This window comes from Pseudonocardia sp. Ae717_Ps2, assembly GCF_001932475.1.
In the GTDB taxonomy this organism is placed as follows: Bacteria; Actinomycetota; Actinomycetes; order Mycobacteriales; family Pseudonocardiaceae; genus Pseudonocardia.
Map to the genome: position 1 here is coordinate 491,049 of NZ_MCIS01000001.1, position 21,295 is coordinate 512,343.

General features: G+C 70.4%; 27 protein-coding genes and 1 tRNA gene. 13 read left to right on the forward strand and 15 right to left on the reverse strand.

What is annotated here, in order from left to right:
* Positions 1 to 2 precede the first annotated feature (2 nt).
* Entirely contained in the window at positions 3 to 827 is an 825-nt protein-coding gene (gene efeU, locus Ae717Ps2_RS02425; RefSeq protein WP_075308309.1) for an iron uptake transporter permease EfeU, read from the reverse strand.
* A 133-nt stretch (positions 828 to 960) separates the two neighbouring features.
* Positions 961 to 1,371, reverse strand: coding sequence for a tetratricopeptide repeat protein (locus Ae717Ps2_RS02430; protein WP_043279643.1), 411 nt, complete (start codon positions 1,369 to 1,371; stop codon positions 961 to 963).
* 153 nt (positions 1,372 to 1,524) lie between these two features.
* Between Ae717Ps2_RS02430 and eno the strand changes: the two genes are divergently transcribed.
* The 3 genes from eno (at position 1,525) to Ae717Ps2_RS02445 (ending at position 4,120) form a co-directional block, all read left to right on the forward strand.
* On the forward strand, positions 1,525 to 2,820 hold the full coding sequence (gene eno / locus Ae717Ps2_RS02435) for a phosphopyruvate hydratase (protein ID WP_020625110.1): 1,296 nt from the start codon (positions 1,525 to 1,527) through the stop codon (positions 2,818 to 2,820).
* A 171-nt stretch (positions 2,821 to 2,991) separates the two neighbouring features.
* On the forward strand, positions 2,992 to 3,591 hold the full coding sequence (locus Ae717Ps2_RS02440; RefSeq protein ID WP_075308307.1) for a septum formation initiator family protein: 600 nt from the start codon (positions 2,992 to 2,994) through the stop codon (positions 3,589 to 3,591).
* Between the two features lie 4 nt (positions 3,592 to 3,595).
* A complete protein-coding gene (locus Ae717Ps2_RS02445) occupies positions 3,596 to 4,120 on the forward strand; it encodes a DUF501 domain-containing protein (protein WP_075308305.1) in 525 nt (174 codons plus the stop codon).
* An 18-nt stretch (positions 4,121 to 4,138) separates the two neighbouring features.
* Here the strand turns inward: Ae717Ps2_RS02445 and Ae717Ps2_RS38055 are convergent, their stop codons facing one another.
* The 3 genes from Ae717Ps2_RS38055 to Ae717Ps2_RS02455 all read right to left on the reverse strand — a co-directional run bounded on the left by Ae717Ps2_RS38055 (position 4,139) and on the right by Ae717Ps2_RS02455 (position 6,160).
* Complete coding sequence (locus Ae717Ps2_RS38055) at positions 4,139 to 4,306, reverse strand: hypothetical protein (protein WP_170917006.1); 168 nt, start codon at positions 4,304 to 4,306, stop codon at positions 4,139 to 4,141.
* The gene (locus Ae717Ps2_RS02450) at positions 4,303 to 5,502 is read right to left on the reverse strand and encodes an IS701 family transposase (protein ID WP_075332982.1); all 1,200 of its coding nucleotides are present in this window, start codon (positions 5,500 to 5,502) and stop codon (positions 4,303 to 4,305) included. The genes Ae717Ps2_RS38055 and Ae717Ps2_RS02450 overlap by 4 nt, the downstream gene beginning before the upstream one ends.
* Before the next feature lie 64 nt (positions 5,503 to 5,566).
* Positions 5,567 to 6,160 carry a TetR/AcrR family transcriptional regulator gene (locus Ae717Ps2_RS02455; protein ID WP_020623101.1) on the reverse strand — a complete coding sequence of 198 codons (594 nt, stop codon included), beginning with the start codon at positions 6,158 to 6,160 and terminating at the stop codon, positions 5,567 to 5,569.
* Between the two features lie 75 nt (positions 6,161 to 6,235).
* On the opposite strand from Ae717Ps2_RS02455, the gene Ae717Ps2_RS02460 reads away from it, so the two are divergent.
* Positions 6,236 to 7,207: a zinc-binding dehydrogenase gene (locus tag Ae717Ps2_RS02460; protein WP_075308303.1), complete on the forward strand. Its 972-nt coding sequence runs from the start codon at positions 6,236 to 6,238 to the stop codon at positions 7,205 to 7,207.
* Between the two features lie 12 nt (positions 7,208 to 7,219).
* Here Ae717Ps2_RS02460 and Ae717Ps2_RS02465 read toward each other — a convergent pair whose 3' ends face one another.
* Positions 7,220 to 8,863, reverse strand: coding sequence for an acyl-CoA dehydrogenase family protein (locus tag Ae717Ps2_RS02465; RefSeq protein WP_075308302.1), 1,644 nt, complete (start codon positions 8,861 to 8,863; stop codon positions 7,220 to 7,222).
* Positions 8,864 to 8,949: 86 nt separating this feature from the next.
* Here Ae717Ps2_RS02465 and Ae717Ps2_RS02470 point away from each other — a divergent pair, with 86 nt between their 5' ends.
* The gene (locus Ae717Ps2_RS02470; RefSeq protein WP_043280876.1) at positions 8,950 to 9,903 is read left to right on the forward strand and encodes a Ppx/GppA phosphatase family protein; all 954 of its coding nucleotides are present in this window, start codon (positions 8,950 to 8,952) and stop codon (positions 9,901 to 9,903) included.
* Positions 9,900 to 10,616 (forward strand): uracil-DNA glycosylase, encoded by a 717-nt coding sequence (locus Ae717Ps2_RS02475; protein WP_020626456.1) that lies wholly within the window; start codon positions 9,900 to 9,902, stop codon positions 10,614 to 10,616. Before Ae717Ps2_RS02470 ends, Ae717Ps2_RS02475 begins: the two co-directional genes overlap by 4 nt.
* Before the next feature lie 170 nt (positions 10,617 to 10,786).
* On the opposite strand, the gene Ae717Ps2_RS02480 is transcribed toward Ae717Ps2_RS02475, so the two are convergent.
* Positions 10,787 to 11,605 (reverse strand): class I SAM-dependent methyltransferase, encoded by an 819-nt coding sequence (locus Ae717Ps2_RS02480; protein WP_075308301.1) that lies wholly within the window; start codon positions 11,603 to 11,605, stop codon positions 10,787 to 10,789.
* 33 nt (positions 11,606 to 11,638) lie between these two features.
* On the opposite strand from Ae717Ps2_RS02480, the gene Ae717Ps2_RS02485 reads away from it, so the two are divergent.
* Positions 11,639 to 11,711 (forward strand) — tRNA-Leu (locus Ae717Ps2_RS02485).
* 177 nt (positions 11,712 to 11,888) lie between these two features.
* Here Ae717Ps2_RS02485 and Ae717Ps2_RS02490 read toward each other — a convergent pair.
* Both Ae717Ps2_RS02490 and Ae717Ps2_RS02495 read right to left on the reverse strand, forming a co-directional pair.
* The gene (locus tag Ae717Ps2_RS02490; protein ID WP_075308300.1) at positions 11,889 to 12,380 is read right to left on the reverse strand and encodes a pyridoxamine 5'-phosphate oxidase family protein; all 492 of its coding nucleotides are present in this window, start codon (positions 12,378 to 12,380) and stop codon (positions 11,889 to 11,891) included.
* Positions 12,377 to 12,784: a GNAT family N-acetyltransferase gene (locus tag Ae717Ps2_RS02495; RefSeq protein WP_233147419.1), complete on the reverse strand. Its 408-nt coding sequence runs from the start codon at positions 12,782 to 12,784 to the stop codon at positions 12,377 to 12,379. Before Ae717Ps2_RS02495 ends, Ae717Ps2_RS02490 begins: the two co-directional genes overlap by 4 nt.
* A gap of 164 nt (positions 12,785 to 12,948) precedes the next feature.
* Between Ae717Ps2_RS02495 and Ae717Ps2_RS02500 the strand changes: the two genes are divergently transcribed.
* The 3 genes from Ae717Ps2_RS02500 (at position 12,949) to Ae717Ps2_RS02510 (ending at position 14,497) form a co-directional block, all read left to right on the forward strand.
* Positions 12,949 to 13,503 (forward strand): CGNR zinc finger domain-containing protein, encoded by a 555-nt coding sequence (locus tag Ae717Ps2_RS02500; RefSeq protein ID WP_075312378.1) that lies wholly within the window; start codon positions 12,949 to 12,951, stop codon positions 13,501 to 13,503.
* Between the two features lie 52 nt (positions 13,504 to 13,555).
* Positions 13,556 to 13,780: a hypothetical protein gene (locus tag Ae717Ps2_RS02505; protein ID WP_075308298.1), complete on the forward strand. Its 225-nt coding sequence runs from the start codon at positions 13,556 to 13,558 to the stop codon at positions 13,778 to 13,780.
* A gap of 180 nt (positions 13,781 to 13,960) precedes the next feature.
* Entirely contained in the window at positions 13,961 to 14,497 is a 537-nt protein-coding gene (locus Ae717Ps2_RS02510) for a hypothetical protein (protein WP_020626462.1), read from the forward strand.
* 98 nt (positions 14,498 to 14,595) lie between these two features.
* Here Ae717Ps2_RS02510 and Ae717Ps2_RS02515 read toward each other — a convergent pair whose 3' ends face one another.
* Both Ae717Ps2_RS02515 and Ae717Ps2_RS02520 read right to left on the reverse strand, forming a co-directional pair.
* Positions 14,596 to 15,054 carry a hypothetical protein gene (locus tag Ae717Ps2_RS02515; RefSeq protein WP_075332983.1) on the reverse strand — a complete coding sequence of 153 codons (459 nt, stop codon included), beginning with the start codon at positions 15,052 to 15,054 and terminating at the stop codon, positions 14,596 to 14,598.
* Positions 15,055 to 15,561: 507 nt separating this feature from the next.
* A complete protein-coding gene (locus Ae717Ps2_RS02520) occupies positions 15,562 to 15,927 on the reverse strand; it encodes a hypothetical protein (protein WP_075309046.1) in 366 nt (121 codons plus the stop codon).
* A 316-nt stretch (positions 15,928 to 16,243) separates the two neighbouring features.
* Between Ae717Ps2_RS02520 and Ae717Ps2_RS02525 the strand changes: the two genes are divergently transcribed.
* Positions 16,244 to 16,810, forward strand: coding sequence for a GNAT family N-acetyltransferase (locus Ae717Ps2_RS02525; protein ID WP_075332984.1), 567 nt, complete (start codon positions 16,244 to 16,246; stop codon positions 16,808 to 16,810).
* A gap of 97 nt (positions 16,811 to 16,907) precedes the next feature.
* On the opposite strand, the gene Ae717Ps2_RS02530 is transcribed toward Ae717Ps2_RS02525, so the two are convergent.
* The gene (locus Ae717Ps2_RS02530; protein ID WP_198932127.1) at positions 16,908 to 17,777 is read right to left on the reverse strand and encodes an MFS transporter; all 870 of its coding nucleotides are present in this window, start codon (positions 17,775 to 17,777) and stop codon (positions 16,908 to 16,910) included.
* Between the two features lie 9 nt (positions 17,778 to 17,786).
* Positions 17,787 to 18,059: a hypothetical protein gene (locus tag Ae717Ps2_RS38060; RefSeq protein ID WP_198932128.1), complete on the reverse strand. Its 273-nt coding sequence runs from the start codon at positions 18,057 to 18,059 to the stop codon at positions 17,787 to 17,789.
* Positions 18,060 to 18,298: 239 nt separating this feature from the next.
* On the opposite strand from Ae717Ps2_RS38060, the gene Ae717Ps2_RS02535 reads away from it, so the two are divergent.
* Positions 18,299 to 18,619 (forward strand): putative quinol monooxygenase, encoded by a 321-nt coding sequence (locus Ae717Ps2_RS02535; protein ID WP_075332985.1) that lies wholly within the window; start codon positions 18,299 to 18,301, stop codon positions 18,617 to 18,619.
* Positions 18,620 to 18,743: 124 nt separating this feature from the next.
* Here the strand turns inward: Ae717Ps2_RS02535 and Ae717Ps2_RS02540 are convergent, their stop codons facing one another.
* Positions 18,744 to 19,307 carry a GrpB family protein gene (locus Ae717Ps2_RS02540; protein WP_075332986.1) on the reverse strand — a complete coding sequence of 188 codons (564 nt, stop codon included), beginning with the start codon at positions 19,305 to 19,307 and terminating at the stop codon, positions 18,744 to 18,746.
* A gap of 221 nt (positions 19,308 to 19,528) precedes the next feature.
* Between Ae717Ps2_RS02540 and Ae717Ps2_RS02545 the strand changes: the two genes are divergently transcribed.
* Positions 19,529 to 20,173, forward strand: coding sequence for a VOC family protein (locus Ae717Ps2_RS02545; RefSeq protein WP_075332987.1), 645 nt, complete (start codon positions 19,529 to 19,531; stop codon positions 20,171 to 20,173).
* Positions 20,174 to 20,414: 241 nt separating this feature from the next.
* On the opposite strand, the gene Ae717Ps2_RS35910 is transcribed toward Ae717Ps2_RS02545, so the two are convergent.
* The gene (locus Ae717Ps2_RS35910) at positions 20,415 to 21,107 is read right to left on the reverse strand and encodes a hypothetical protein (RefSeq protein WP_139320166.1); all 693 of its coding nucleotides are present in this window, start codon (positions 21,105 to 21,107) and stop codon (positions 20,415 to 20,417) included.
* Between the last annotated feature and the right edge of the window lie 188 nt (positions 21,108 to 21,295).

Below are 21,295 nucleotides of genomic sequence, written 5' to 3' on the forward strand. Positions count from 1 at the left end.
GTTCAGGCGCCGGTGGCGGCGGGGGTGCGCCGGCGGGCCGGGCGCAGGAACAGCGCCAGGACCACCACGACGTAGAGCGACCAGACGACGGCCTGCAGCACGGTCGTCTGCGGGGAGAAGTTGAAGATCCCCTTGAGGAGCGTGCCGTACCAGGAGTCGGCGGGGACGACGTCGCTGACGTCGAAGGCCAGGGTGTTCAGGCCGGGCAGGAGCCCGGCCTCCTGCAGGTCGTGGACGCCGTAGGCGAGGATCCCGGCGGCGACGAAGATCAGCAGGAAGCCGGTGACGGTGAAGAACCGCCCCAGGTCGATCTTCAGTGCGCCGCGGTAGATCGCGTACGCCAGCGCGACGGCGACCGCGATGCCGATCAGGAACCCGACCAGCGGTCCGGCGGTCTCGCCCGCGGCCTGCGCTGCGGCGAAGAAGAAGATCGCGGTCTCCAGGCCCTCGCGGCCCACGGCGAGCGCCGCCATCACGACGACGGCCCACGGCCCCATCGACACGGCCCGGTCCAGTGCACCCTCGAGCTCGCGGGACAGGGTCCGGCCGTGCGAGCGCATCCAGAAGATCATCCAGGTGACGAAGCCGACCGCGATGATCGAGAGGGAACCGCCGAGCGCCTCCTGCGCCTGGAACGTCAGCGCCTGCTGGGTCAGGGTCAGCCCGAGCGTGACACCGACGCTGACGGCGATGGCGAGCGCGACGCCGGCCCACACCCGGGGCAGCTCGGACCGACGCCCGGTGCGGACCAGGAAGGCCACCAGGATCGCCACGACGAGCGCGGCCTCGAGTCCTTCGCGCAGCCCGATGAGCGCGTTTCCCAGCATGCGACCTCCAGCGGCACGGACACCACGAGCAGTCGCCAGGTGAGGGTGAGCTGCCGGGCGGGAAGGCTAACCTCACCCGATCGAGGAGGGAAGTGTCGCGAGGCATTCGCCCCGGAAGATCCGTTTTCGCAGTTCAGGGGCGGTCGGGCGCGAGTGCGATGCGGGCCCGCACCTCACCCAGCGCCTCCTGGTACTCCGGGCGCGGGTCCATCGCCGAGGCGATCTTCAGCTGGGTCTCGGCCTCGCCGAGCCTGCCCTGCCGTTGCAGTGTCTTGCCGAGCGCGAAGCGCGCGTAGTGGTCGGCCGGATCCATCTCGACGACCCGCACGAACGCGGCCTCGGCCTTCCGCAGCTGCGCCGAGTCCAGGTAGGCGCGGCCGGCGAGCAGGTGCACCGAGGCGTCGCCGGGTTCGTCCGGACCGTGCGCGTCGAGGACGGGACGGAGCGCGTCGAGGGCCTCGAGCGGGCGGTGCCGGGAGAGCAGGCGGTCGGCACGGCGGAACGCGGCGACCGGGTCCTGGTGGTTCGCACGGGGACTGCTCATGGTCACCCCCACGTTAGGTGCGATCCGGGCGGGATGCGAGGCCTTGACAGACCACCGGTGCGGAGCAGGGTGACGCAAGCGTCCCCCGCCGGGGGCCGACCGGTGACTACGCTGACGCACCGGACGACACCCGCGATCAGAACAGGAGTCACGGTGGCGGTCATCGAGCAGGTCGGGGCACGCGAGATCCTCGATTCCCGGGGCAATCCCACGGTGGAGGTCGAGGTCGCGCTGGACGACGGCACGCTGGCGCGTGCCGCGGTCCCGTCGGGCGCCTCGACCGGTGAGCACGAGGCCGTCGAGCTCCGGGACGGCGACAAGAACCGCTACGGCGGCAAGGGCGTCGAGAAGGCCGTCGCGGCCGTCCTCGACGAGATCGGGCCGGAGCTCGTCGGCGTCGAGGCGGTGGACCAGCGACTGGTTGACCAGCGCCTCGTCGACCTCGACGGCACCCCGGACAAGTCGAAGTTCGGCGCGAACGCCCTGCTGGGCGTGTCGCTGGCCGTCGCGAAGGCCGGGGCGGAGTCCTCGGGCCTGGAGCTGTTCCGCTACGTCGGCGGCTCCAACGCGCACGTCCTGCCGGTGCCGATGATGAACATCCTCAACGGTGGTGCGCACGCCGACACCTCCGTCGATGTGCAGGAGTTCATGGTCGCGCCGATCGGTGCGGAGACCTTCCGCGAGGCGCTGCGCTGGGGCGCGGAGGTCTACCACGCGCTCAAGTCGGAGCTGAAGGACAAGGGCCTGTCGACCGGCCTCGGCGACGAGGGCGGCTTCGCCCCCGACGTCAAGGGCGGCACCCGCGGCGCGCTCGACCTGATCGCCGCCGCCGTGCAGCGCGCCGGCTACACGCTGGGCACCGACGTCGTGCTGGCGCTCGACGTCGCCGCGACCGAGTTCCACGAAGGCGGCAAGTACTCCTTCGAGGGCAAGAAGATCACCGCGGACAAGCTGTCCGAGGTGTGGGCCGAGCTGGTGGCCGCCTACCCGCTGGTCTCGATCGAGGACCCGCTGGACGAGAACGACTGGGACGGCTGGGTCGCGCTCACCGAGTCCATCGGCGACAAGGTGCAGCTGGTCGGCGACGACCTCTTCGTCACCAACCCGGAGCGGCTCGAGGACGGCATCGCCCGCGGCGCCGCGAACGCGCTGCTGGTGAAGGTCAACCAGATCGGCACCCTGTCCGAGACCCTCGACGCGGTCACGATGGCGCACAACGCGGGCTACCGCTGCATGATGAGCCACCGTTCCGGGGAGACCGAGGACGTCACCATCGCGGACCTCGCTGTCGCGACCGGCTGCGGCCAGATCAAGACCGGCGCCCCGGCCCGGTCCGAGCGGGTGGCGAAGTACAACCAGCTGCTGCGCATCGAGGAGCTGCTCGGTGACGCCGCCCGCTACAACGGCGAGCTGGCGTTCCCGCGGTACCAGGTGCCCGGCCAGAGCTGAGGCTCCGGTTGTTCCCTCGTCGGTGACGGCGGTGCCGCCCGGATCGTCTGCGGACGGTTCGGCGCGGCACCGTCACCGGTGCCCGATCGGGCGGCATGCTGGACGGGCCGCCACGCAGCGGCACCGAGCAGCACTGGCGGGTGAGGGAACCCGGTACGGACGGGAGGGTGCATGGCGGACCGTCGGGGACGTGGACGGGACGCTCGCGCCCGCACGACCGGCACGGGTCGTGGCCGGGCCGCGGCGAAGCCGCGGAGCACGACCGGGCGCTCGGCGCGGGCCCCCGCGTCGACGGGCGGCTCCGGTGCGCGGTCGCGTCCGGCCGGCCCCCAGGGCGCCCGGCCGCGTCTCACCCGTGCCCGGTCCCGCGCCGGCGAGGTCGTCGCCCGCACGACCGGCCTGCTGGGCCTGTCGTCGACGAAGCGGGCCGCCATCCTGGCGATCGTGGTCTGCGCACTCGCGCTGACCGTCGCGGTGCCGCTGCACAACTTCGTCGCCCAGCGCCAGGAGCTGTCCGACGTCTCGGACCGGCAGCAGGCGCTGGAGGCCGACGTCGCGCGGCTGGCCGCCGACCGTGCCCGGCTCTCGGACCCGGCCGAGGTCGAGGCCCAGGCCCGGGCCCGGCTCGGGATGGTCGAGCCGGGGGAGACGCCCTACGTGCCGCAGTTCCCGGCCCCGCCGGCGCCGGTCGTCGAGGACGGTCAGGCCGAGCCCGGCGTGCCCTGGTTCCACACCCTGTGGAACGACGTCGTGGGCGACCCGCGACGATGAGAGCGTGAGCAGCACTCGTTCCCGTCCGCCCGGTCTGGAGTCGGGCCCGGTCGCCCAGGCCGACCTCGACGCCGTCGCCGACCAGCTCGGTCGCGCCCCGCGCGGGGTCCTCGCGATCGCCTACCGCTGCCCCTCCGGGCACCCCGCGGTCGTGCAGACCGCCCCGCGGCTTCCCGACGGCACCCCGTTCCCGACGCTGTACTACCTGACGTGTGCCCGGCTCGCGTCGCGGATCGGGACGCTCGAGGCCGAGGGCCGGATGAAGGAGATGGAGGAACGGCTCGCCGTCGACGACGAGCTGGCCGCCGCCTACCGCCGCGCCCACGAGACCTACCTCGCCGAGCGCGACGCGATCGAACCGCTGTCCACGCACCCCGACGTCACCGCCGGGGGCATGCCGGACCGGGTGAAGTGTCTGCACGTGCACGTCGCGCACGCCCTGGCGGCCGGGTCCGGGGTGAACCCGTTCGGCGACGAGGCGCTCGAGGAGATCGGGGAGTGGTGGCGGTCCGGGCCACCCTGCCTCTAGTACTGCAACGGCAGTTGATCAGCTCGGGGGTCGTTCGCCGCGTCGGCGGTAGTGGCAGTCGCGGGCCTGTTGTTGGCGTTCACGGCGCCAGGTCGACCAGTGCATGACGTGGTCGATGCAGGTGAGCGGGGTGAAGGCGAGCGCGGCGAGGAGACGGCGGATCTCGTTGCCCGACAGCTGAATCAATGCGCGCCGGCTGGCTGAGGATCCCCCTTTTCGGCCTCGCGTGCGTGTTCGGCGGCGCGGGTGACGGCGAGGTAGGCCGCGGTGAGCATGGCCAGGGTGATGTGGGCGTGCCAGGCTCGGTAGGAGCGGACTTGGTAGTGGTCGAGGCCGGCCTCGTTCTTCGCGGTCTGGAAGCATTCCTCAATCGCCCACCGCGCCCCGGCGACTCGAACGAGGTCGCGCAGCGGCGTGTTCGCCGGGGCGGCGCAGCGGTAGAACGCCAGCTCACGGATGGTCTTGCCCTCTGCGGGCTCGGTCTGGCGGCGCACCAGCAGCCAGTGCCCCCAACCCGCCGGGAGGCCGTCGATGGCCAGCGCAACCGCGGTCCAGTCATAGACCCGCATCCCGTGCGCGCCCGGCCCGATCGCGCGGCGCTCCCACCCGTCGTGCCCGGTGTCGAGATCACGCGCCCCGGCGATCGTGGCCAGGGCCTTGGCCGGGCGACGATTCCCGTCCGGGCTGGTGAGCATGTCGTCATTGCGGGTGGCCAACACGAACGGGATCTCCCGCTCGGTGAGCCAGTCGCGAAAGCCCGGGTTCTGCCCGTAGACCTCGTCCGCGGTCACCCACGACCCGGACGTGAGTGCCCCAGCGGCGTACGTGCGGGCCAGCATCGCCGTCCCCAGCTGCGGTTTCGTGGCGAACTCGACGTCATCGGGGACATCCGCGCGCTCGCAGCGTTCGCGGTCCTCGGTCCACGAGGTCGGCAGGTAGAGCTCCCGGTCGATCAACGCCCGCCCCCGCTTCGAGGCGTAGGCCAGGAACACACCGAGCTGACAGTTGTCGATCTTCCCGCTGGTGCCGGTGTACTGGCGCTGCACCCCGGCCGAACACAGGCCCTTCTTGATGAACCCGGTCTCGTCCACGATGAACACCCCCGACGCGGTGTCGGTGAGATGTTGCAGGACGTAGCCGCGCAGGTCGTCGCGGACCCCGTCGACGTCCCAGTCCGCGGTGCGCAGCAGCCGCTGCATCCCGTCCGGCGACATCGCCCCGGCGTGTTCGGCGAGGGTCCAGCCGTTCTTCCGCTCGAGCCCCGCGAGCAGGCCTCGCAGGTAGGTTCCGACCCGCCGGCGCGGCTCGACCCTGCGGAAACGGCCAGAGATCAGCTCCACCACCGCATCCAACGAGGCCACCCACCCGGCAAGATCAACCACGCGGTGATCATCACCGCCGAACGGCCGTCAGCCTCTCACCACACGCCGAACTGCCGTTGCAGTACTAGACCGGCTGTTCACGGCCCGGGCCGGGGGCGCGGAGGGCATCGACCGCGAGCCGGGCGAAGCGGGCCGCGTCGCGTGCGCGGGTCGCCTCCGGTGCGAGGGCCAGGCCACGCCCGGCCCGGAGGATCAGGACCAGGTCGTCCAGGCCGAAGTCGGCCCGCAGCGCACCGGCCGCCCGCGCCCGTGACACGAGACCGTCGAGCATGCCGAGCAGCTCCCGCCGGTGGCCGACGAGCAGGTCCCGGGCGGGCTCCGCGCTCGTCAACGCGTCGACGAAGCCCCGGTTCCGCACGTTCAGCGCGAGGAGCCGGTGCACGACCGTCCGGAATCCGCGCCACGGGTCGTCGTCGGCGACTCCGTCGACGACGATCTGCCGGCACTCGTGCATCTCCTCGGTGAACGCCTCGCGGACCAGGTCGTCGCGGGTGGGGAAGCGGCGGTACAGGGTCGCGGGGCCGACCCCGGCCCGCCGGGCGATCGCGCGCATCCCGACGTCCAGTCCGTTCTCGGCGAACAGGGCGCGGGCGGCGACGAGGATCCGGTCGCGGTTGTCCTGCGCGTCGGCCCGCAGACGAGGCAGCTCGCGGTCCATCCGTCTCACTTCCGCCGAAGTGGACGGGTGCGTCCACTACCGTCGCCAGGGTAGCGGGACCAGGGAGGACCGGCGATGCAGGCAGTCAGGATCCGCGAGTTCGGTGGCCCGGACGGGCTGGAGATGGTCGACGTCGCCGTACCGGAACCCGGCGCGGGGCAGGTCGTCGTCCGGACCGAGGCGATCGGTGTCGGAGGTGTCGACGCGGTGATCCGGCGCGGTGGTCTCGGTACGCGCTTCCCGGCCGGGATGGTGCCGGGCAGCGAGGCGGCGGGAGTCGTGACCGCGACCGGGGAGGGGGTCGACCCGGCGTGGACGGGGCGCCGGGTCTGGGCCTTCACCGGTACCGGCGGCGCCTACGCCGAGCAGGTCGCGGCCGCGGTCGGCGACGTGGTGGCCCTCCCGGACGCCCTGTCCGCGACCCGTGCGGTGACGCTCGGCAGCGCCGGGCCCGTGGCGCACTTCGCCCTGGCCCACGCCCATCACGCACCCGGTGAGAGCGTCCTGGTCCGGGGTGCGGCGGGGAGCATCGGCATCGCGACGGTGGAGCTCGCCGTGCGGGGCGGCGCGAGCACGGTCGCGGTGACGACCTCCTCGCCGGAGCGCGGCCGCCGGCTGCGCGAGCTCGGGGCGACCCACGTCCTCGACCGGTCCGGTGCGGGTGGGCCGGACTCCTACGACGTGATCGTCGACGTCGTCGGGGGGCCGGACGTCCCGGCGTTCCTGGACCGGCTCGCGCCCAACGGCCGGCTCGTCCTCGTCGGTGCGGTGGCCGGGTTCCCGCCCGCCGACGTGGGGTCCGCGTTGATCCGGGCGTTCCAGCAGTCGCGCTCGCTCGCCACCTTCAGCCTGGACACCGTCCCCCGTGACCGGCGGGACGCGGTCCGCGCCGACCAGTTCGAGGACGCCGTGCGGGGTGGACTCAGCACCGTCGTCGACGGGGTGCTGCCCCTGCGGTCGGCGGCGCAGGCACACCGCCGGATGGACGCGGGCAGCGTGTTCGGGCGGCTCGTGCTCGTGCCCGGCGACGGTGCCGCCCGGGCCTGACCGGCCGGTGTGTCAGCCGACGGGCGTCGCCCGGTCCAGCAACACCCCGACGCTGTCCTTGCCCGGCCGGGTCCCCGCGGTGCGCAGCGGCCCGTCGGCGTCGAGCCGGGTCGTGAGGAAGACGTCCGCGACGGCCGTCGGGGCGTGGCGGACCAGCAGTGACCCCTGCAGCGCCAGCGCGGCCAGCTCCGCGAGACGGCGGGCCCGCCGTTCCTCCGGCGCGGCCAGCTCGGCGCGCAGCGCGGTGACCGTCGCGTCCAGCCGCGGGTCGGATCCCGCGGCCAGGTCGATCTCGGCGAGCAGCGCCTCGACGGCGTGCGGCTCGCGGGCGATGGCACGCAGGGCGTCGAGCGCGGTGACGTTGCCCGAGCCCTCCCAGATCGAGTTCAGCGGCGCCTCGCGGTAGAGCCGGGGCAGGTCGGACTCCTCGACGTAGCCGTTGCCGCCCAGGCACTCCAACGCCTCGGCGACGAGGGTCGAGGCCCGCTTGCACACCAGGTACTTCGACACGGGCAGGGCCAGGCGCAGCAGCGCCGTCTCACCCCGGTCGACGGCGCCGGCCAGCCGCAGCGCCAGGACCGTCGCGGCCTCGGTCTCGGCGGCGAGTTCGGCGAGGACCTCGCGCATCAGCGGCTGGTCGGCCAGCCGGGCGCCGAAGGCCGACCGGTGCGCGACGTGGTGCGCGGCCTCGGTGACCGCGGCCCGCGCGGTCGCCGCGGAGCCGAGCACGCAGTCGAGCCGGGTCATCGAGACCATCTCGATGATCGTGCGGACGCCCCGGCCCTCGTCGCCGACCCGCCACCCGACGGCGCCCGCGTACTCGATCTCCGACGAGGCGTTGGACCGGTTGCCCAGCTTGTCCTTGAGCCGCTGGAGCCGGATCGCGTTGCGGGTGCCGTCGGGCAGGACCCGGGGCAGGACCAGGCAGGTCAGCCCGCCGGGGGCCTGGGCGAGGGTGAGGAACAGGTCGTTCATCGGGGCGCTGGTGAACCACTTGTGCCCGGTCAGGCGGTAGCTGCCGTCGGGCTGCGGGGTGGCGACCGTGGTGCCCGCGCGGACGTCGGAGCCGCCCTGCTTCTCGGTCATCGACATCCCCGCGAGCAGCCCGTCCTTGTCCGCGGGGACGGCGAGCCCTGGCGCGTAGGTCCGCGCGGTCAGGCCGGGCTCGTAGGCGGCGGCGAGCTCCGGGGCGTGGCGCAGTGCCGGCACCGACGCGTAGGTCATCGAGATCGGGCACAGGTGGCCCTGCTCCACCTGCGAGGTCAGGTAGAAGCCCGCGGCCCGGGTGACGTGCGCGCCGGTGCCGGGTGCCGCGGCCCAGGGGGTGGCGGCGAGACCGTGCTCGACGCTCGTGCGCATCAACGCGTGCCAGGACGGGTGGAAGGCGACCTCGTCGACGCGGTGCCCGGTGCGGTCGTGCGTGCGCAGCTCCGGCTCGTGGGCGTTCGCGGCGCGGGCGTGCTCGCGGTGCTCCGCGGTCCCGACGGCCGCGGCCACCGCCTCCAGCGCCGCCGCGTCCCCGCCTTCGCGCGCGAGCGCCTCGGCGACGGCCGGGTCCGCGGAGAGCAGATCGCCGTCCGAACGCGGCGGGACCTGGTTGAGGACCTCGTGGGTGCCGAGGTCCGACACCGGGGCGGGGGTGTGCGTCGTCGCCATTACCGGAGGGTAACCCGGACCGGCGGCTCCACCGAGTGATCGCGACTACGGTGAGGTCCGACGGTCGCCGAGAACAGGGAGTGCCGATGTCGCGGGTCGCCGCCATCGACTGCGGAACCAATTCGATCCGGCTGCTGGTCGCCGACGTCACCGAGGCGTTCGACGGCCAGAAGGAGCTGCGCGACCTGCACCGCGAGATGCGGATCGTGCGGCTCGGCAAGGGCGTCGACGCGACCGGCCGGCTCGACCCGGAGGCGCTGGAGCGGACCCGGGTGGCACTCGTCGACTACGCGGTCGCCGCCCGCCGCAAGGGCGCCGAGCGGGTCCGGATGGTCGCGACGTCGGCGACCCGGGACGCGTCGAACCGCGAGGACTTCTTCGCGATGGTCCGCGACACCCTCGGCGTCGAGGCGGAGATCATCTCCGGCGACGAGGAGGCGCGCCTGTCGTTCGTCGGCGCCGTCGGCGACCTCGACCCCGACGACGGCCCGTTCGTCGTCACCGACGTCGGCGGCGGGTCCACCGAGGTCGTCGTGGGCGAGCTGCGCGACGGGGTCGCGGTGGTGACCGCGGCGAAGTCGGTCGACATGGGGTCGGTGCGGCTGACCGAGCGCTGCCTGCCCTCCGACCCGCCGTCGGAGGCCGAGATCGACTCCGCGCGTACGGTCGCCGGTGAGGTGCTGGCCGAGGCGTTCGCGTCGGTGCCGGTCGAGACCGCGAAGACCTGGGTCGGGGTGGCCGGGACGATCACCTCGCTCTCCGGGATCGCCCAGGAGCTGCCCGCCTACGACCGCGAGCAGGTGCACGGCTCGACGCTGACCCGCGAGGACCTGCACCGGGTCGCGGACCTGCTGATCCGGTCGTCGCGGTCGGAGCGGGAGAAGCACGGTTCGCTGCACCCGGGCCGCGTCGACGTCATCGGTGCCGGATCGCTGGTCGTGCAGGCCCTCGCCGACGAGCTGCACGCGCGCGCCGGGATCGACCGGGTCGTCGTGTCCGAGCACGACATCCTCGACGGGATCGCGCGATCGATCGCATGAACCTGGCGGTCCTGGACCAGCGGATCTCCGAGTGCCGGGCCTGCCCGCGGCTGGTCGAGTGGCGCGAGCAGGTGGCCCGAGAGAAGCGGGCCGCGTTCCGCGACGAGACCTACTGGGGTCGGCCGGTACCCGGCTTCGGCCCGCCCGACGCGCGGATGCTGATCGTCGGGCTGGCCCCGGCCGCGCACGGAGCGAACCGGACCGGGCGCATGTTCACCGGCGACCGCAGCGGCGACGTGCTCTACGCCGCGCTGCACGCCGTCGGGCTGGCCTCGCAGCCGACCGCCTCGCACATCGGCGACGGCCTGGAGCTGTACGGGGTCCGGATCACCGCGCCCGTGCACTGCGCGCCGCCGGCGAACAAGCCGACCCCCGCCGAACGGGACACCTGCCGCGGCTGGCTGGAGCAGGAGCTCGACCTGCTCGCCCCGACGGTCCGATCGATCATGGTGCTCGGCGGCTTCGGGTGGCAGGCGCTGCTGCCGGTGCTCGCCGGGGCGGGGTGGACGGTCCCGCGGCCGGCCCCGAAGTTCGGGCACGGGGCGTCGGTGACGCTGGCCCCCGCCCGCCCCGACCGGGAGCCGCTTGAGCTGTTCGGCTGCTACCACGTGAGCCAGCAGAACACCTTCACCGGACGACTCACCCCGGCCATGGTGGAGCAGGTCCTGGCCGACACCGCATCGGCCGGCGGATTGACGCCGATCCGACGATAAGTCTCGTCGTCGCTGGTCGGGGTGAGGTCCGGGGTTGCTCTGCTCTGCTCACCGCTACGCAGCACCCTCCCCGCCGCGCCGCTGCCGTCGTCGAGATGCAGCTCAGCGGGGTTCCGGCGCGGGGTGCCACCCGCTGAGCTGCATCTCGGCGGGTGTCCCGGTAGCGGGGCTCAGTCGGTGGTGAAGCGGTGCAGCCGCATCGCGTCCTGCATGGCGGGGACGTGCCCGGCCGCCGACAGCAGCGGACGCAGCCACACCCGCGGCTCGCGCAGGGACACCTCGTCGTAGATCGAGACGTCGTCGCGCTCGGTCAACGACGGGTGCCGGTGCGCGAACTCGGCGGGGTTCCACGACCACCGGAACTCGGTGCCGACCGCGCGGAACGTCGGCGTCCAGCGCGAGGCGCGCACCGTCCACGGGGCGACGGCGTCGAACGCCAGCGTGGCCGCCGGGGTGCCGGCAACGACCCGGTCGACGGTGGCGTGCACGGCCTCGGCCGGGAGGTACATGAACAGCCCTTCGGCGACGACGAGCGTCGGCAGCGCCGGGTCGACGGCGGACCACCAGTCGTCGTCGACGACGGAGCCGGAGACCTGCTCGACGTTGTCGGGGAAGTCGTAGAGCCGACGGCGGACGTCCATGACCTCGGGCTGGTCGACGTCGACCCAGCGGCACGTCGACGGCACCCCGACCCGCAACGGCCTGCTGTCGAGCCCGCAGCCCAGGTGCAGGACCTGTCCGGCGGGCTCGGCGGCGAGGAACTCCCGCGTCCAGCCGTCGAGGATCGCGGCGCGGCACACGATGGTCGAGACGTCGCCGGTGAACTGCCAGAGGCCGTGGACGTCGTGCTGGATGCGGTCCCAGACGGGCTCCGCCCACGGGTCGCCGAGGATCGGGCGGCGGGACCGGGCGTCCAGGCGTCGCATGTAGAGGGTCATCAGCAGGGTCGCCGCGGCGCCCCGGAGGTCGACCTTCTCGGTGCTCGGCATGAGTTCTTCCCGCCCTGGCTACGCTGTCGCGGCGCCCCCGTAGCCCAACGGCAGAGGCAGGCCCCTTAAAAGGGTCCCAGTGTCGGTTCGAGTCCGACCGGGGGCACCCCGCTTCCACGTCGAGGCTACCCCTCTGACCAGCGGTGACACCCGCCCCGGCCACCGCGACGCGGGTCGCGGACGATACGCGGACGCGGGAGCGATGCGTGGTTGCATCGTAGGTCAGGGCCGGTGTGACAGCTCTCTGTAGTTCCGCCCTCCTCTTCGCTGTCGGAGGGTTGCGTCAGTACTTCCGCACGGTGCGTTCGGACAGTCCTGGAGTCCAGACGGTGATGTCGAGATGGCCATCGACGAGTTGAACGGCGGACGCACTCGTGATGTCGGCTGCGTAGAACGTCTCGAACTCCCGCCCCCGGATGTCGAGTCCGATCAGGGTGAAAAGATGTTCTGCGAATCGTTGCTGTTGTTCTCGGTCGGGTATGTGATGGACTCGACCCGACAGCTTCGCGTCTCCGTCGGTGGGGTGTGTGCTCACCGTCGCGCTGTGGAGGCAGAAGCGGGGGTCGGCCGCGAGATCGCCGAACTTCCGTGTGCCGGGCATGCCGATGATCCACAGCCGATCTTCGAAGATCCTGGGTTCCATCGGGCTGATCCGAGGTGACCCATCGGCGCGGACGGTTCCGAGCATGCACAGGTTGTCGGTGGCAACGTATCTACGTTCGAAGATCTCCGCGACGGTCGGTGCGGCGAGTACGAACTCGCTCCAGCTCATCATGCCCGTCCTCCGGCGGGCGGAAGGTTCTTCTCGTAGCGACGACACGGAACGACGATGGTCGCCTCACCAGCGGTCCTGGCCTCGTAGTCGATGGCCCCCACGTCTCGCCAACCCTCGCGCTCGTAGAAGCGACGGGCGCGCCTGTTTCCGGGGGCGACAGCAAGCCAGCATCGAGGGTGTCCGTCTGCGCTGATGAGTCCTTCACCGTGGCGCAGCAACTGCGCTGCCGCACCGGTTCCACGGGCTGCTCGCCCGACGTACAACTGCTCGATCTCGGCCTTCTTCACCGTCACGAAGCCGATGACGTCGTCGTGGTCGACGACGACTGTCGTGGAGGAGATCTGCGCCGGCGTGCGGTGGCGAAACGTTGCGGGAGTGCGGTGCCCCAGCAGCGCATCCGGCACGTGGCCGACATGTCCGTCCCGCCATCCGTCGTGCCACAGCTCTGCGATCGCCTCACGGTCAGCGGCGTTCGCCGGTCGTAGTGTCGTCGGGCTCGTCGAGGTTCTCATTCTGTACCGTCACAGACGTTAGGTGTTTGAGTCGTGACGAGGTTAGGAGAGTGCGCGTGACGGGTCAAGAGCAGTTCGATCGTTACGTCGACGCAGGGGTGTTCGTCGCTGTCGATCTCGTCGACCTGCGCCGTCAGGCAGAGGGCCCCGTCATTCCGGTCGTCGAACTCGCACGCATCCTCGCCGTGGATCCGGCGTCCGTGGAGCTGCTGGACAAGGCCGACGAGGCGGGTTTCACGGAGCTGGCCAACCAGCTCGGGGAGGTGTTCGCGGCGATCGATGGCGACCGACTCGACGAGGCAGCGGAACGACTCAACGTGCTCCTCGCCCTGTACCCCGCGCACCCGCATCTGGCCAAGGAGTTCGGGCGGTGGCGCCTTCACCACCATCCCCCGGACCTTCCGCTGGTTCCGATGTGGACCGCCATCTGCGCGGAGAACATCGCGCGCATCCTCGCTGCGGGCGAGGCGGCCCGGCTCGGCACGTGCGACGCACAGAACTGTAACCGGGTCTACCTCGACGAATCGAAGAACGCCAGCCGTCGCTACTGCTCCACCGCATGCAACAACCGGGCACGGTCGGCGGCCTACAGGCGCCGACGAGCGTCATGATGGACGGGCCAAGGTCCTTGCGGACCGGGGACCGACCGTCGACGCTGAAACAATGTCGGCGACGTCCCAGACCGTGACAGTAGACGGGCAGATCTTCCGCGTGAGCTGGCAACTCGGCACCCACAGCCGGTACGACTTCCGCTGGCTGACCGGCCCACACGACTATGGGTTCACCGCCTCCTACTCCAGCAGTGAGCCCATGACTCCGGCCGACGTCGAGGACGCGATCAGGGGCTTCCTGGCGCAGATCGATCCGGAGACCGGCTTCATCGACTGATGGCTTCCGGCGGCCGGGCTCGCCCGAACCCAACACTGCTCGGAGATCGGGGGAGCCGTGGTGGGGGTGCTCTCGTCACGGTGCCCGAACCGGCAACCGGGGGTGAACCCACGCCGCGAGGGATGACCTCAGCGGGCGGTAGGAGGGGACAGACGGTGAACGATCAAGAACGATGACCTCATGACCGACGAGTGGTTCGGGCCGGTGACCTACAGCGACGGCGAGGCCGAAGGATCGCCGTTCCTGGAAGCAGTGCGCAGGCTCGCGCCAAACAGACTCACCGGCTTGATCGAGCCCGACGCAACGGTCGTCAGCTCCTACCCTGTTGCGCCGTTCGTGCTGCTCTGCCTGGACGTCGCCCTCACCGAGGACCCGGGCGAGATCACACTCAAGGTTCTCTTCGATGGTCGTGGAGGCCTCTCAGGCACCTGGGGCGGCGATGACATCTGGGACGGCTTCGACCGGAAGCACCCCGACAACCTTCTCGTTCACGCTCGATCCTTCTCCGATGAGCGGCACGCAGTGATCGCGCTCGATTGGGTCGCCGCCCAACTCAACCGACCTCTTGTCGAGAAGCAATGGGTACGGCGGGGAAAGATTGTTGCGAGAGTCTGGGCTACAGGGGACACCGGGGACGTTCTCGAGGTGTCGGGTCGGCGGCGGTTCCGTGGTGAGGCGGACATCGTAAGAATCGTCCGGACAGGCATCTCTCGCTGAGCCGGGACCGCCCTCGGTGCGGCTGCCGACCGGACGAGCGCGCTGAATACGCGCCGAAGCTCGGCTGGCGAGACGCCGAGTGCGGGCATCCAAGCAGCTCAGAGGCCATGATCGGCGGGCAAAACGGCTCCCCCCAAATGAGGAGGGGCGTCTGACTCCAGAGGGGGATCGTCAGCGACCGCGAGCCTCGCCAGGACACGCCGACGCAGCAAGAGGTACTCGTCGACGCATCGACGGAGCTCGCTGGTTGGCGGTCGCTTGAGAGCCTCTCCGCCCACAACGACCTCATGGGCGGTGAACTGTTCGCGAGTCAGGTCGACGTCCACGAGGCCAAAGCGGTTCCACCAGTGGTAGTCGACGTGCGTGCCGTCTTTGTGTACTTCGCCGACGACCAGGTCTCCGCCGAGCAGATCGTTGACCACCAAGGCAGTGACGCCGCACTGATCGCGAGAGGGATTGCTGGGGTCCCATTCAGCCTGACACTCGGGAGGCCGCGTCTCGTCGCACCAGCTCTCACGTACCGCGCGCTCGACGTCGGCAAGGGTGTAGGTGGGCATGAGGCGAACGTGCCACGAAGCACCGACAACTTGGCCGACAAGCCCCGGACTCCGCCAGACCCGGTACCGCTCGATGACCGGGGGAGAGTGCGGTGGAGCTGGTGAACTCCTCGCGGCGCGCCGAGACGGCAGCCGGTCTGGCAGGGACGAGCCCACGTCGCGAGAAGATCCCAGCGGGACCGGACGTGGAGAGAGCGGTCAGGACGGCAGCAGGACGAGACCGTCGTGTTCGGCGACGTCGGCGAAGTCTCTGGTGTTCAGCGTCGCGAGCGGGACGTCGTTCGCGATGCAGGTGGCGGCGATCCACGAGTCGTCGCCGGGCGTGCGCGTCCGCGGAGCCGCGCGGCAGCGTTGATCCGCTCCCGGACCGGGAGACCGTCTCGTCGGAGTCCAAGACGACGACGTGGGCGAGCCAGTCGTCGAGCTGGTCGCGGGTCAACCCGCGTCCCTCACGACGGCACCTGGTCTTGTTCCACGCGGAGGATGGGCAGGGACACCGGAACGTCGTCACGCAGGCCAGTCGAGCTGTGCGTCCGGTACCCCATGCTGTCGTCCATAGTTCTCCGCGGCGCGACGGCCCTCAGCGTCGCCCCGCCGGTACCGAAACACCAGGTGGGGAAAGATGATGAGGGTCTCGTCGGTCGTCCTCATGTCGACATACCAACCGGGCTCGTCGAGGACGCGGGAAAGCTGGTTCGACAGTTCGGTGACCATGCTGTCGTCGGCCTCGAACGTGAGCAGGGTCCAGATTCGCGCTTGGGCCGCGATCGCCGAACGGGCCTCGAACCGCTGGATACGTGAGACACGGAGAGCGAGCTCTCCCAAGTCCGTCCCCAGCCGCAGACTCTCGGCGATCAGCGTGCCAGTCGCCATGTCGGTTCCCTCCTTCCCCGCACCGTCGTGCAGGCGATCTTCGGGGCGTGCCTGACAGTAGGCAAGGGGCAGCCGACATGGGGCCGGAGTTCGAACAGGCGCGGCAGTGGGTGCCCTCTGGAAGATCGCTGTCGCGGCCACCGTGGAGGAGTCGGCAGCTGGGGTGTGGTGCCGCGATCGGCGAGGTGCGACCGCAGCAGGACCGTAGGCGGTGGGGACCGTGGCCGGCCCCCGGGGGGAGAAGTGCTCAGTCCCCGACGCGGCGCCGCGTATTACACCGCGATCCTGTTGACGCCGGGTGTCCCATACTGTCCGAATGGGGCAGGCCACGTTGGAGACATCCCGACTGCTTCTCACGCCGCTGGCCGAGGAACATCTGGAGCTCGAGGTCGCAGTCGACTCCGATCCCGAGGTCATGCGCTATCTGACCGGGCGGCCCAGCCCCCGGAAGACGGTCGAGGCGCAACACCGGAGACGGCTCGCAATCTCCCAGAACACACCAGGATTCGGCCTGTGGGCCGGCTTCACCGCGGGACAGTTCGTCGGTTGGTGGCTACTCCATCCGTCTACCCGTCCCGAATCCGCTGCCGGCGAAGGCGAGGTCGAACTGGGGTACCGGCTGCTCCGTCGATTCTGGCGTCAGGGTTTGGCCAGCGAGGGTGCTCGGGAGCTGATCCGCCATGCGTTCGATGACCTTGGACTCTCACGGGTGTTCGCCGAGACCATGGCTGTCAACACCGCGTCGCGCGCAACGATGAACTCGGTGGGGCTCCACTACCAACGCACGGTGCACCGTGAGTGGGACTACCCATTGCCCGGCAGCGAGCGTGGCGAGGTCGAGTACGCGATCACCCGGACACAATGGCTCCGGCGCGCACGCTGACGATTCTCACCGCGCGGCCCCTCGGCCGAGAAGAATCCACGGTCAAGAGTGTGTATCTGCTCCGAGTGAGGAGCGGCACCCGTTGCGGAACGTGGGGTCATCTCGGTTGCCGGACACAAAGGCACAAGGGGAGGCCAAGTGCCGTCACGGCGGCGAGGGCGACGCCGAGTCCGGGGAAGCCCCCGAGGGACAGCCCAAGTCCGCCAACGGCCGAGCCCATGAACACGCCCAGGCTCATCGCGGCTGCCTGGAGCGAGAGGACCGTGCCTCGGGCAGCACCTGCTCTGTGAACGAGCATGGTCGTCACACCGGCAGCGATCGTGGCATGGGTCGCCCCGAGAGCCGCCGTGCCGGCGAGAACCACCACGAGGTCCGGCACGAGGTGCACGACAAGCATCGCCAGCGTGCCCGTCGAGAGGCCCGCAGCTAGAGCCAGCACTCCGCGTTCGCCATGAGTGGCCAGCCATCGGCCGGTCAGAAAGTTGGCAACGAAGAAGGAGGCCCCACTGAGCGTCCAGACAAATGCGAAGACCGTGGGTGCCAGATGGAACCGGAAATCGAACAGTGCTGCGAGATAGGACAGGTAACCCATGAACGCAGTGGTGCGAAGGAAGGCCATCGCTGTCAGTGGCAGCGCTCCCGGTATCCTGACGGCTATACGAAACGCGTCGAGGTATCCAACTCTCGGTTTGACCTCGTCGATCGTGGTCGCGCGCGAAAGCCGGACCAGCTCGACAGCCAGCACGGCCGAGACGACGGCCACCGCGACGTAGTCACCGCGCCAGCCCCAGAACTCGGCCGGCCAGACGACCAGCGGAGCGGCGAGAAGTGCGGTGAGCGATGTGGTCGCGGTGACAAGGGTCGCGGCCCGGCCGGCCTCCGCTGCAGTGGTGAAGTGGTCAGCAGCCGCGGCCATGAGCGCCGGGGTCAGTAGCGCGGTCCCGGCACCGGTGAGTAGGCAGAACACGATCAGTGCCTACAGGGTTCCGAGGGTCGCCACCAGGGACGATGCCGCTAGCACTGTCAGTGCGAGCGCGGCCGCGTAGCCACGCGGAACTCGGTCGAGTAGCGGAGCAACGAGGACTCCGACCGTGAGCGCCGCGATGCCTCCGAGTCCTCGTAGTGAGCCAACGACGGCTACATCGCTGGCCACCTGCTCGGCGATGGGGACGAGAAGAGTGCTGAAGATCGTGAACGGGACCAAGCCGACGACCGAGGCCACGAGGGTTGGCCAGATCGTGATCGCCATCCGGAGGTCGCCAGGCATGTCCGCGGCTTCGCTGGGGCCACGCTTCCAGGATCGCTCGATGTTCGGACGTGCTCGTCGCACCAGCCCCCCAGCTCGGAGCGTCAGTATCCACTTGTTGCCACATACTGGCAATAAGTGACGGTTGCGGTGAGGAGCTGCACCCCACCTCGTGAGGCAGCGACTGATTCCGCGGGTCGATCGACCGATGACTCCGCACAGTCCAAGCGGTCGACCCTCTCATGACCACTGCACGCAAGCCGGACCACAGCGGCAAGCTCGTGATCGCCGGCCCGGTCCACATCGACCCACGTCAGCGGCGAGCGTTCGTCGATGCTCACAAGGACCTCATCACCGCGGCCCGAGCCTTCCGCGGATGCCTCGACATCGCCGTCACGCCTGACCTCGTCGACCCCGCCCGGGTGTACCTCTTCGAACTGTGGGAGTCAGACGAGCGACTGCAGGCATGGCGAGCCATGGCGCCCGTGCCGGTCGACGTTCCTCCTGTCGTCCGCGACGAGGTACAGCTGCACCGGATCTCAGCATCCGGGTCGCCGTTCTGAATCCGTGGGCTCGGCCCACTCCCGATGCCGCTCGGAGATCAGCGGAGTGCGACAGAACCGGTGATCTCTTCACCGAGGGGGCGCTCACTGTGTCGCAGGTAAGGGCAGCTTTGGTAGCTCGCTGTCAATCCGGTGCCTGCAGGTCCGCTACGACCCGTTGCACGAAATCGTGCTTGGCCAGGGTGTAAGCCTCGCGATCCTCGCGGTGCTGTGCAGCGGCGCCGGTCTTCAGCCGGGCGTACTCGCGAACGAGATCCTCCGATGCACGGAGTCTGTCTCGGAACACGAGCTGTTGGCACCGCCTGGGCTGATCAACCGTCATGAGATGCAAGTGCGCGAGTCGATGGCTCTCGGACGTGTCGGTACGGACAACGAACCACCGCCAGGGGCGCTGATCCAGCTCTCGTGGAACGACGTGCCAACGCGCCGCCGCAAGAGCGTCCTTGCAGTCGGCGACGGCCTGGGCGGGGTCCACCGAGACGGCCTGCAGATCGATGATCGGCTTCACGGGCAGCCCCGGAACTGCAGTCGACCCCATGTGCTCGATCTGGCCGGCCAGCCGATCGCCCAACAGGCCGTGCAGCTCGTCGATGTACTGCTCAGCCACCACCGGCCAACCCGGGTCCGGCTCGGCGAGATGGACGGGCTCGTTCGCCCACGCTGGTACGGGCTCGTGCTCACCTGTCACCTCTCGACGGTGGCACACGAAGGAGGTCGAGACGAGCACCTGCCGGCGGTTCTGCGCCGGAGGTGTGCCGAAGTTGGAGACCGCCCGACCCGAGCAGGCGATCGGTGCGGGTCCGGCGCGCAGGTCAGAACCGGTCTGGCAGCTCTCTGTAAAACCACCACCCCCTTACGCGCGTGGCACGTACGCGACTCGGTCGCGACCCGGTGGCCTACCGTTGCCCCGTGGAAGAGGTGACCGCCCGTCTCGGTGTTCGTGAAGTCGACCTGACGGACTGGCGGTGGTTGCTGGGAGCGCTGCACGCCCGCTTCGACACTCGTTCGTTCGGCGACGGGGCAGCGTTCATCGATGCGGTTGCGCAGGCCTCCGGTGCGGACGATGACCATCTCAATGTGGACCTGCGTGTCGGACACGTCCGAATCGCGCTGCGCACGACCGACGTGGGCGGGGTCACCCAGCAGGACGTCCTCCTGGCCGAGTCGATCAGTCTCCTCGCCCGTGACCGGGGTCTGGTAGCGCGCCCACAGCGTGTGCAGGTGGTGGAGTTGGCTTTGGACACTCCCGTCGCCGACTCGGTGCGACCGTTCTGGGACGCGGTTCTTTCCGGGCGCGACGGGGGAGGTGACGTTGTCGATCCCGCCCAGGAGTTCCCGTCGTTGTGGTTCCAGGCAACGGACTCGACTGCCCGCGATCGGCAGCGCTTCCATCTCGACGTCACCGTCCCTCCGGAGGTCGCCGAGGAGCGGATCGCTGCGGCGGTGGCGGCGGGTGGACGCGTTGTCGACGACGGTCGTTCTCCGGCCTTCGTCGTGCTCGCAGATCCCGACGACAACGCGGTCTGCATCTGTACCGAACTGGGCCGAGAGTGAGCCTTCCCGCTGGAGCTCCCCGGACCAGGGGGGCTCGGCCCAGCACGGGACGCCGTGCCGAGTACGTACCGGCGTTTCGCCGCTCCCGGGGGATTCCGGGAACGTCGACGATCCCGGTGTCCGCGCGGCAGCGCCGCCGGTGACGGAGGGCACGGGACATTGCGTGTCCGGCCGAACGTCCGGTGCTTCACCCTGCGCTTGCGCGCTACACATCCGGCCCGTTCGCGGCGCCGTGGCTCGGCTATCCGGCCCCGTCCGTGGAGGAGTGCGCTTGCTCCCAGTGTCTGAACGTCGCGTCCTGGCGGACGTGGTCGGCTGTCAAGCCGACCACCACGGCGCCGAGGAGCAAGGACAGGAGCGGAAGGTACGTCGTGAACGCTGCCTGCGAGACGGTCTGGAATCCAGCCAGCCACATCACTCCGGTGTTGCGGAGGACGGTTGTTCGGTTCCGCTGGACGTGTACGCGCGCGAGATCGATCGACCGGCCGTTCAGCGGCTCGCGCCGTCGTAGCGCTCGCACGATGCTCTTCCTATCGTCCTTCGTGCTGGCGGACCGTGCCCGGGGCAGCTCGGTGTCCTTCAGGTACGGCCGCGTGGGCAGCCTCCACGTGAACGCCACCGCAGACAGCCCGAGCAGTACTCCGCCGCAGCACACCAGGATCTGGTAGATCGAAGGTCCCGGTGAAGGGGCCGCGAGAAGCGTGAACAGTGCGGAGGCGACGGTGAGGACAAGGCCGCCGACGCTCCCGGCGCGCCACCGCCGTGTGCGCTTACGTGTCGGGGGTTCGGCGACCGGCCATCGATCCGGCTCCTCGCGGGTGCGATCTGGGATCTCGGACCAGGGAAGAACGGCGGAGAAATCGACATGGTGTTCGGGCTGCTCGGACAGCCGTCGGCGGGGTTCCGGGCGATCGGGATGCCTCCCTGCGGTCACGGCACCGACCCCGGCTGCTTCTGACCGACGAGTTCCGCGTCGCCCCCGACCTCGTTCATCACAGTGGAAGCGATTATGCAGGTGTCCCCTCGGCGGCGAGAGACCATGACCGCGGCCAGCACCGATGGAGACACATGCCAGGAGAGCCTGCCTGCCACGGTCGCGTGGAACAAGCACGGCTCCGCCCG

Excerpts from the sequence above, each read along its gene's own strand:
- Ae717Ps2_RS02505 (WP_075308298.1), top strand. The coding sequence starts at position 13,556 with ATGTCGGCGACGTCCCAGACCGTGACAGTAGACGGGCAGATCTTCCGC.
- Ae717Ps2_RS02480 (WP_075308301.1), bottom strand. The coding sequence starts at position 11,605 with ATGCCGAGCACCGAGAAGGTCGACCTCCGGGGCGCCGCGGCGACCCTG.
- Ae717Ps2_RS02455 (WP_020623101.1), bottom strand. The coding sequence starts at position 6,160 with ATGGACCGCGAGCTGCCTCGTCTGCGGGCCGACGCGCAGGACAACCGC.
- Ae717Ps2_RS02535 (WP_075332985.1), top strand. The coding sequence starts at position 18,299 with ATGACCACTGCACGCAAGCCGGACCACAGCGGCAAGCTCGTGATCGCC.
- Ae717Ps2_RS02470 (WP_043280876.1), top strand. The coding sequence starts at position 8,950 with ATGTCGCGGGTCGCCGCCATCGACTGCGGAACCAATTCGATCCGGCTG.
- Ae717Ps2_RS02510 (WP_020626462.1), top strand. The coding sequence starts at position 13,961 with ATGACCGACGAGTGGTTCGGGCCGGTGACCTACAGCGACGGCGAGGCC.
- Ae717Ps2_RS02520 (WP_075309046.1), bottom strand. The coding sequence starts at position 15,927 with ATGGCGACTGGCACGCTGATCGCCGAGAGTCTGCGGCTGGGGACGGAC.
- Ae717Ps2_RS02430 (WP_043279643.1), bottom strand. The coding sequence starts at position 1,371 with ATGAGCAGTCCCCGTGCGAACCACCAGGACCCGGTCGCCGCGTTCCGC.
- Ae717Ps2_RS02515 (WP_075332983.1), bottom strand. The coding sequence starts at position 15,054 with ATGCCCACCTACACCCTTGCCGACGTCGAGCGCGCGGTACGTGAGAGC.
- Ae717Ps2_RS02475 (WP_020626456.1), top strand. The coding sequence starts at position 9,900 with ATGAACCTGGCGGTCCTGGACCAGCGGATCTCCGAGTGCCGGGCCTGC.
- Ae717Ps2_RS02465 (WP_075308302.1), bottom strand. The coding sequence starts at position 8,863 with ATGGCGACGACGCACACCCCCGCCCCGGTGTCGGACCTCGGCACCCAC.
- efeU (WP_075308309.1), bottom strand. The coding sequence starts at position 827 with ATGCTGGGAAACGCGCTCATCGGGCTGCGCGAAGGACTCGAGGCCGCG.
- Ae717Ps2_RS02440 (WP_075308307.1), top strand. The coding sequence starts at position 2,992 with ATGGCGGACCGTCGGGGACGTGGACGGGACGCTCGCGCCCGCACGACC.
- Ae717Ps2_RS02525 (WP_075332984.1), top strand. The coding sequence starts at position 16,244 with ATGGGGCAGGCCACGTTGGAGACATCCCGACTGCTTCTCACGCCGCTG.
- Ae717Ps2_RS02460 (WP_075308303.1), top strand. The coding sequence starts at position 6,236 with ATGCAGGCAGTCAGGATCCGCGAGTTCGGTGGCCCGGACGGGCTGGAG.
- Ae717Ps2_RS38060 (WP_198932128.1), bottom strand. The coding sequence starts at position 18,059 with ATGGCGATCACGATCTGGCCAACCCTCGTGGCCTCGGTCGTCGGCTTG.
- Ae717Ps2_RS02490 (WP_075308300.1), bottom strand. The coding sequence starts at position 12,380 with ATGATGAGCTGGAGCGAGTTCGTACTCGCCGCACCGACCGTCGCGGAG.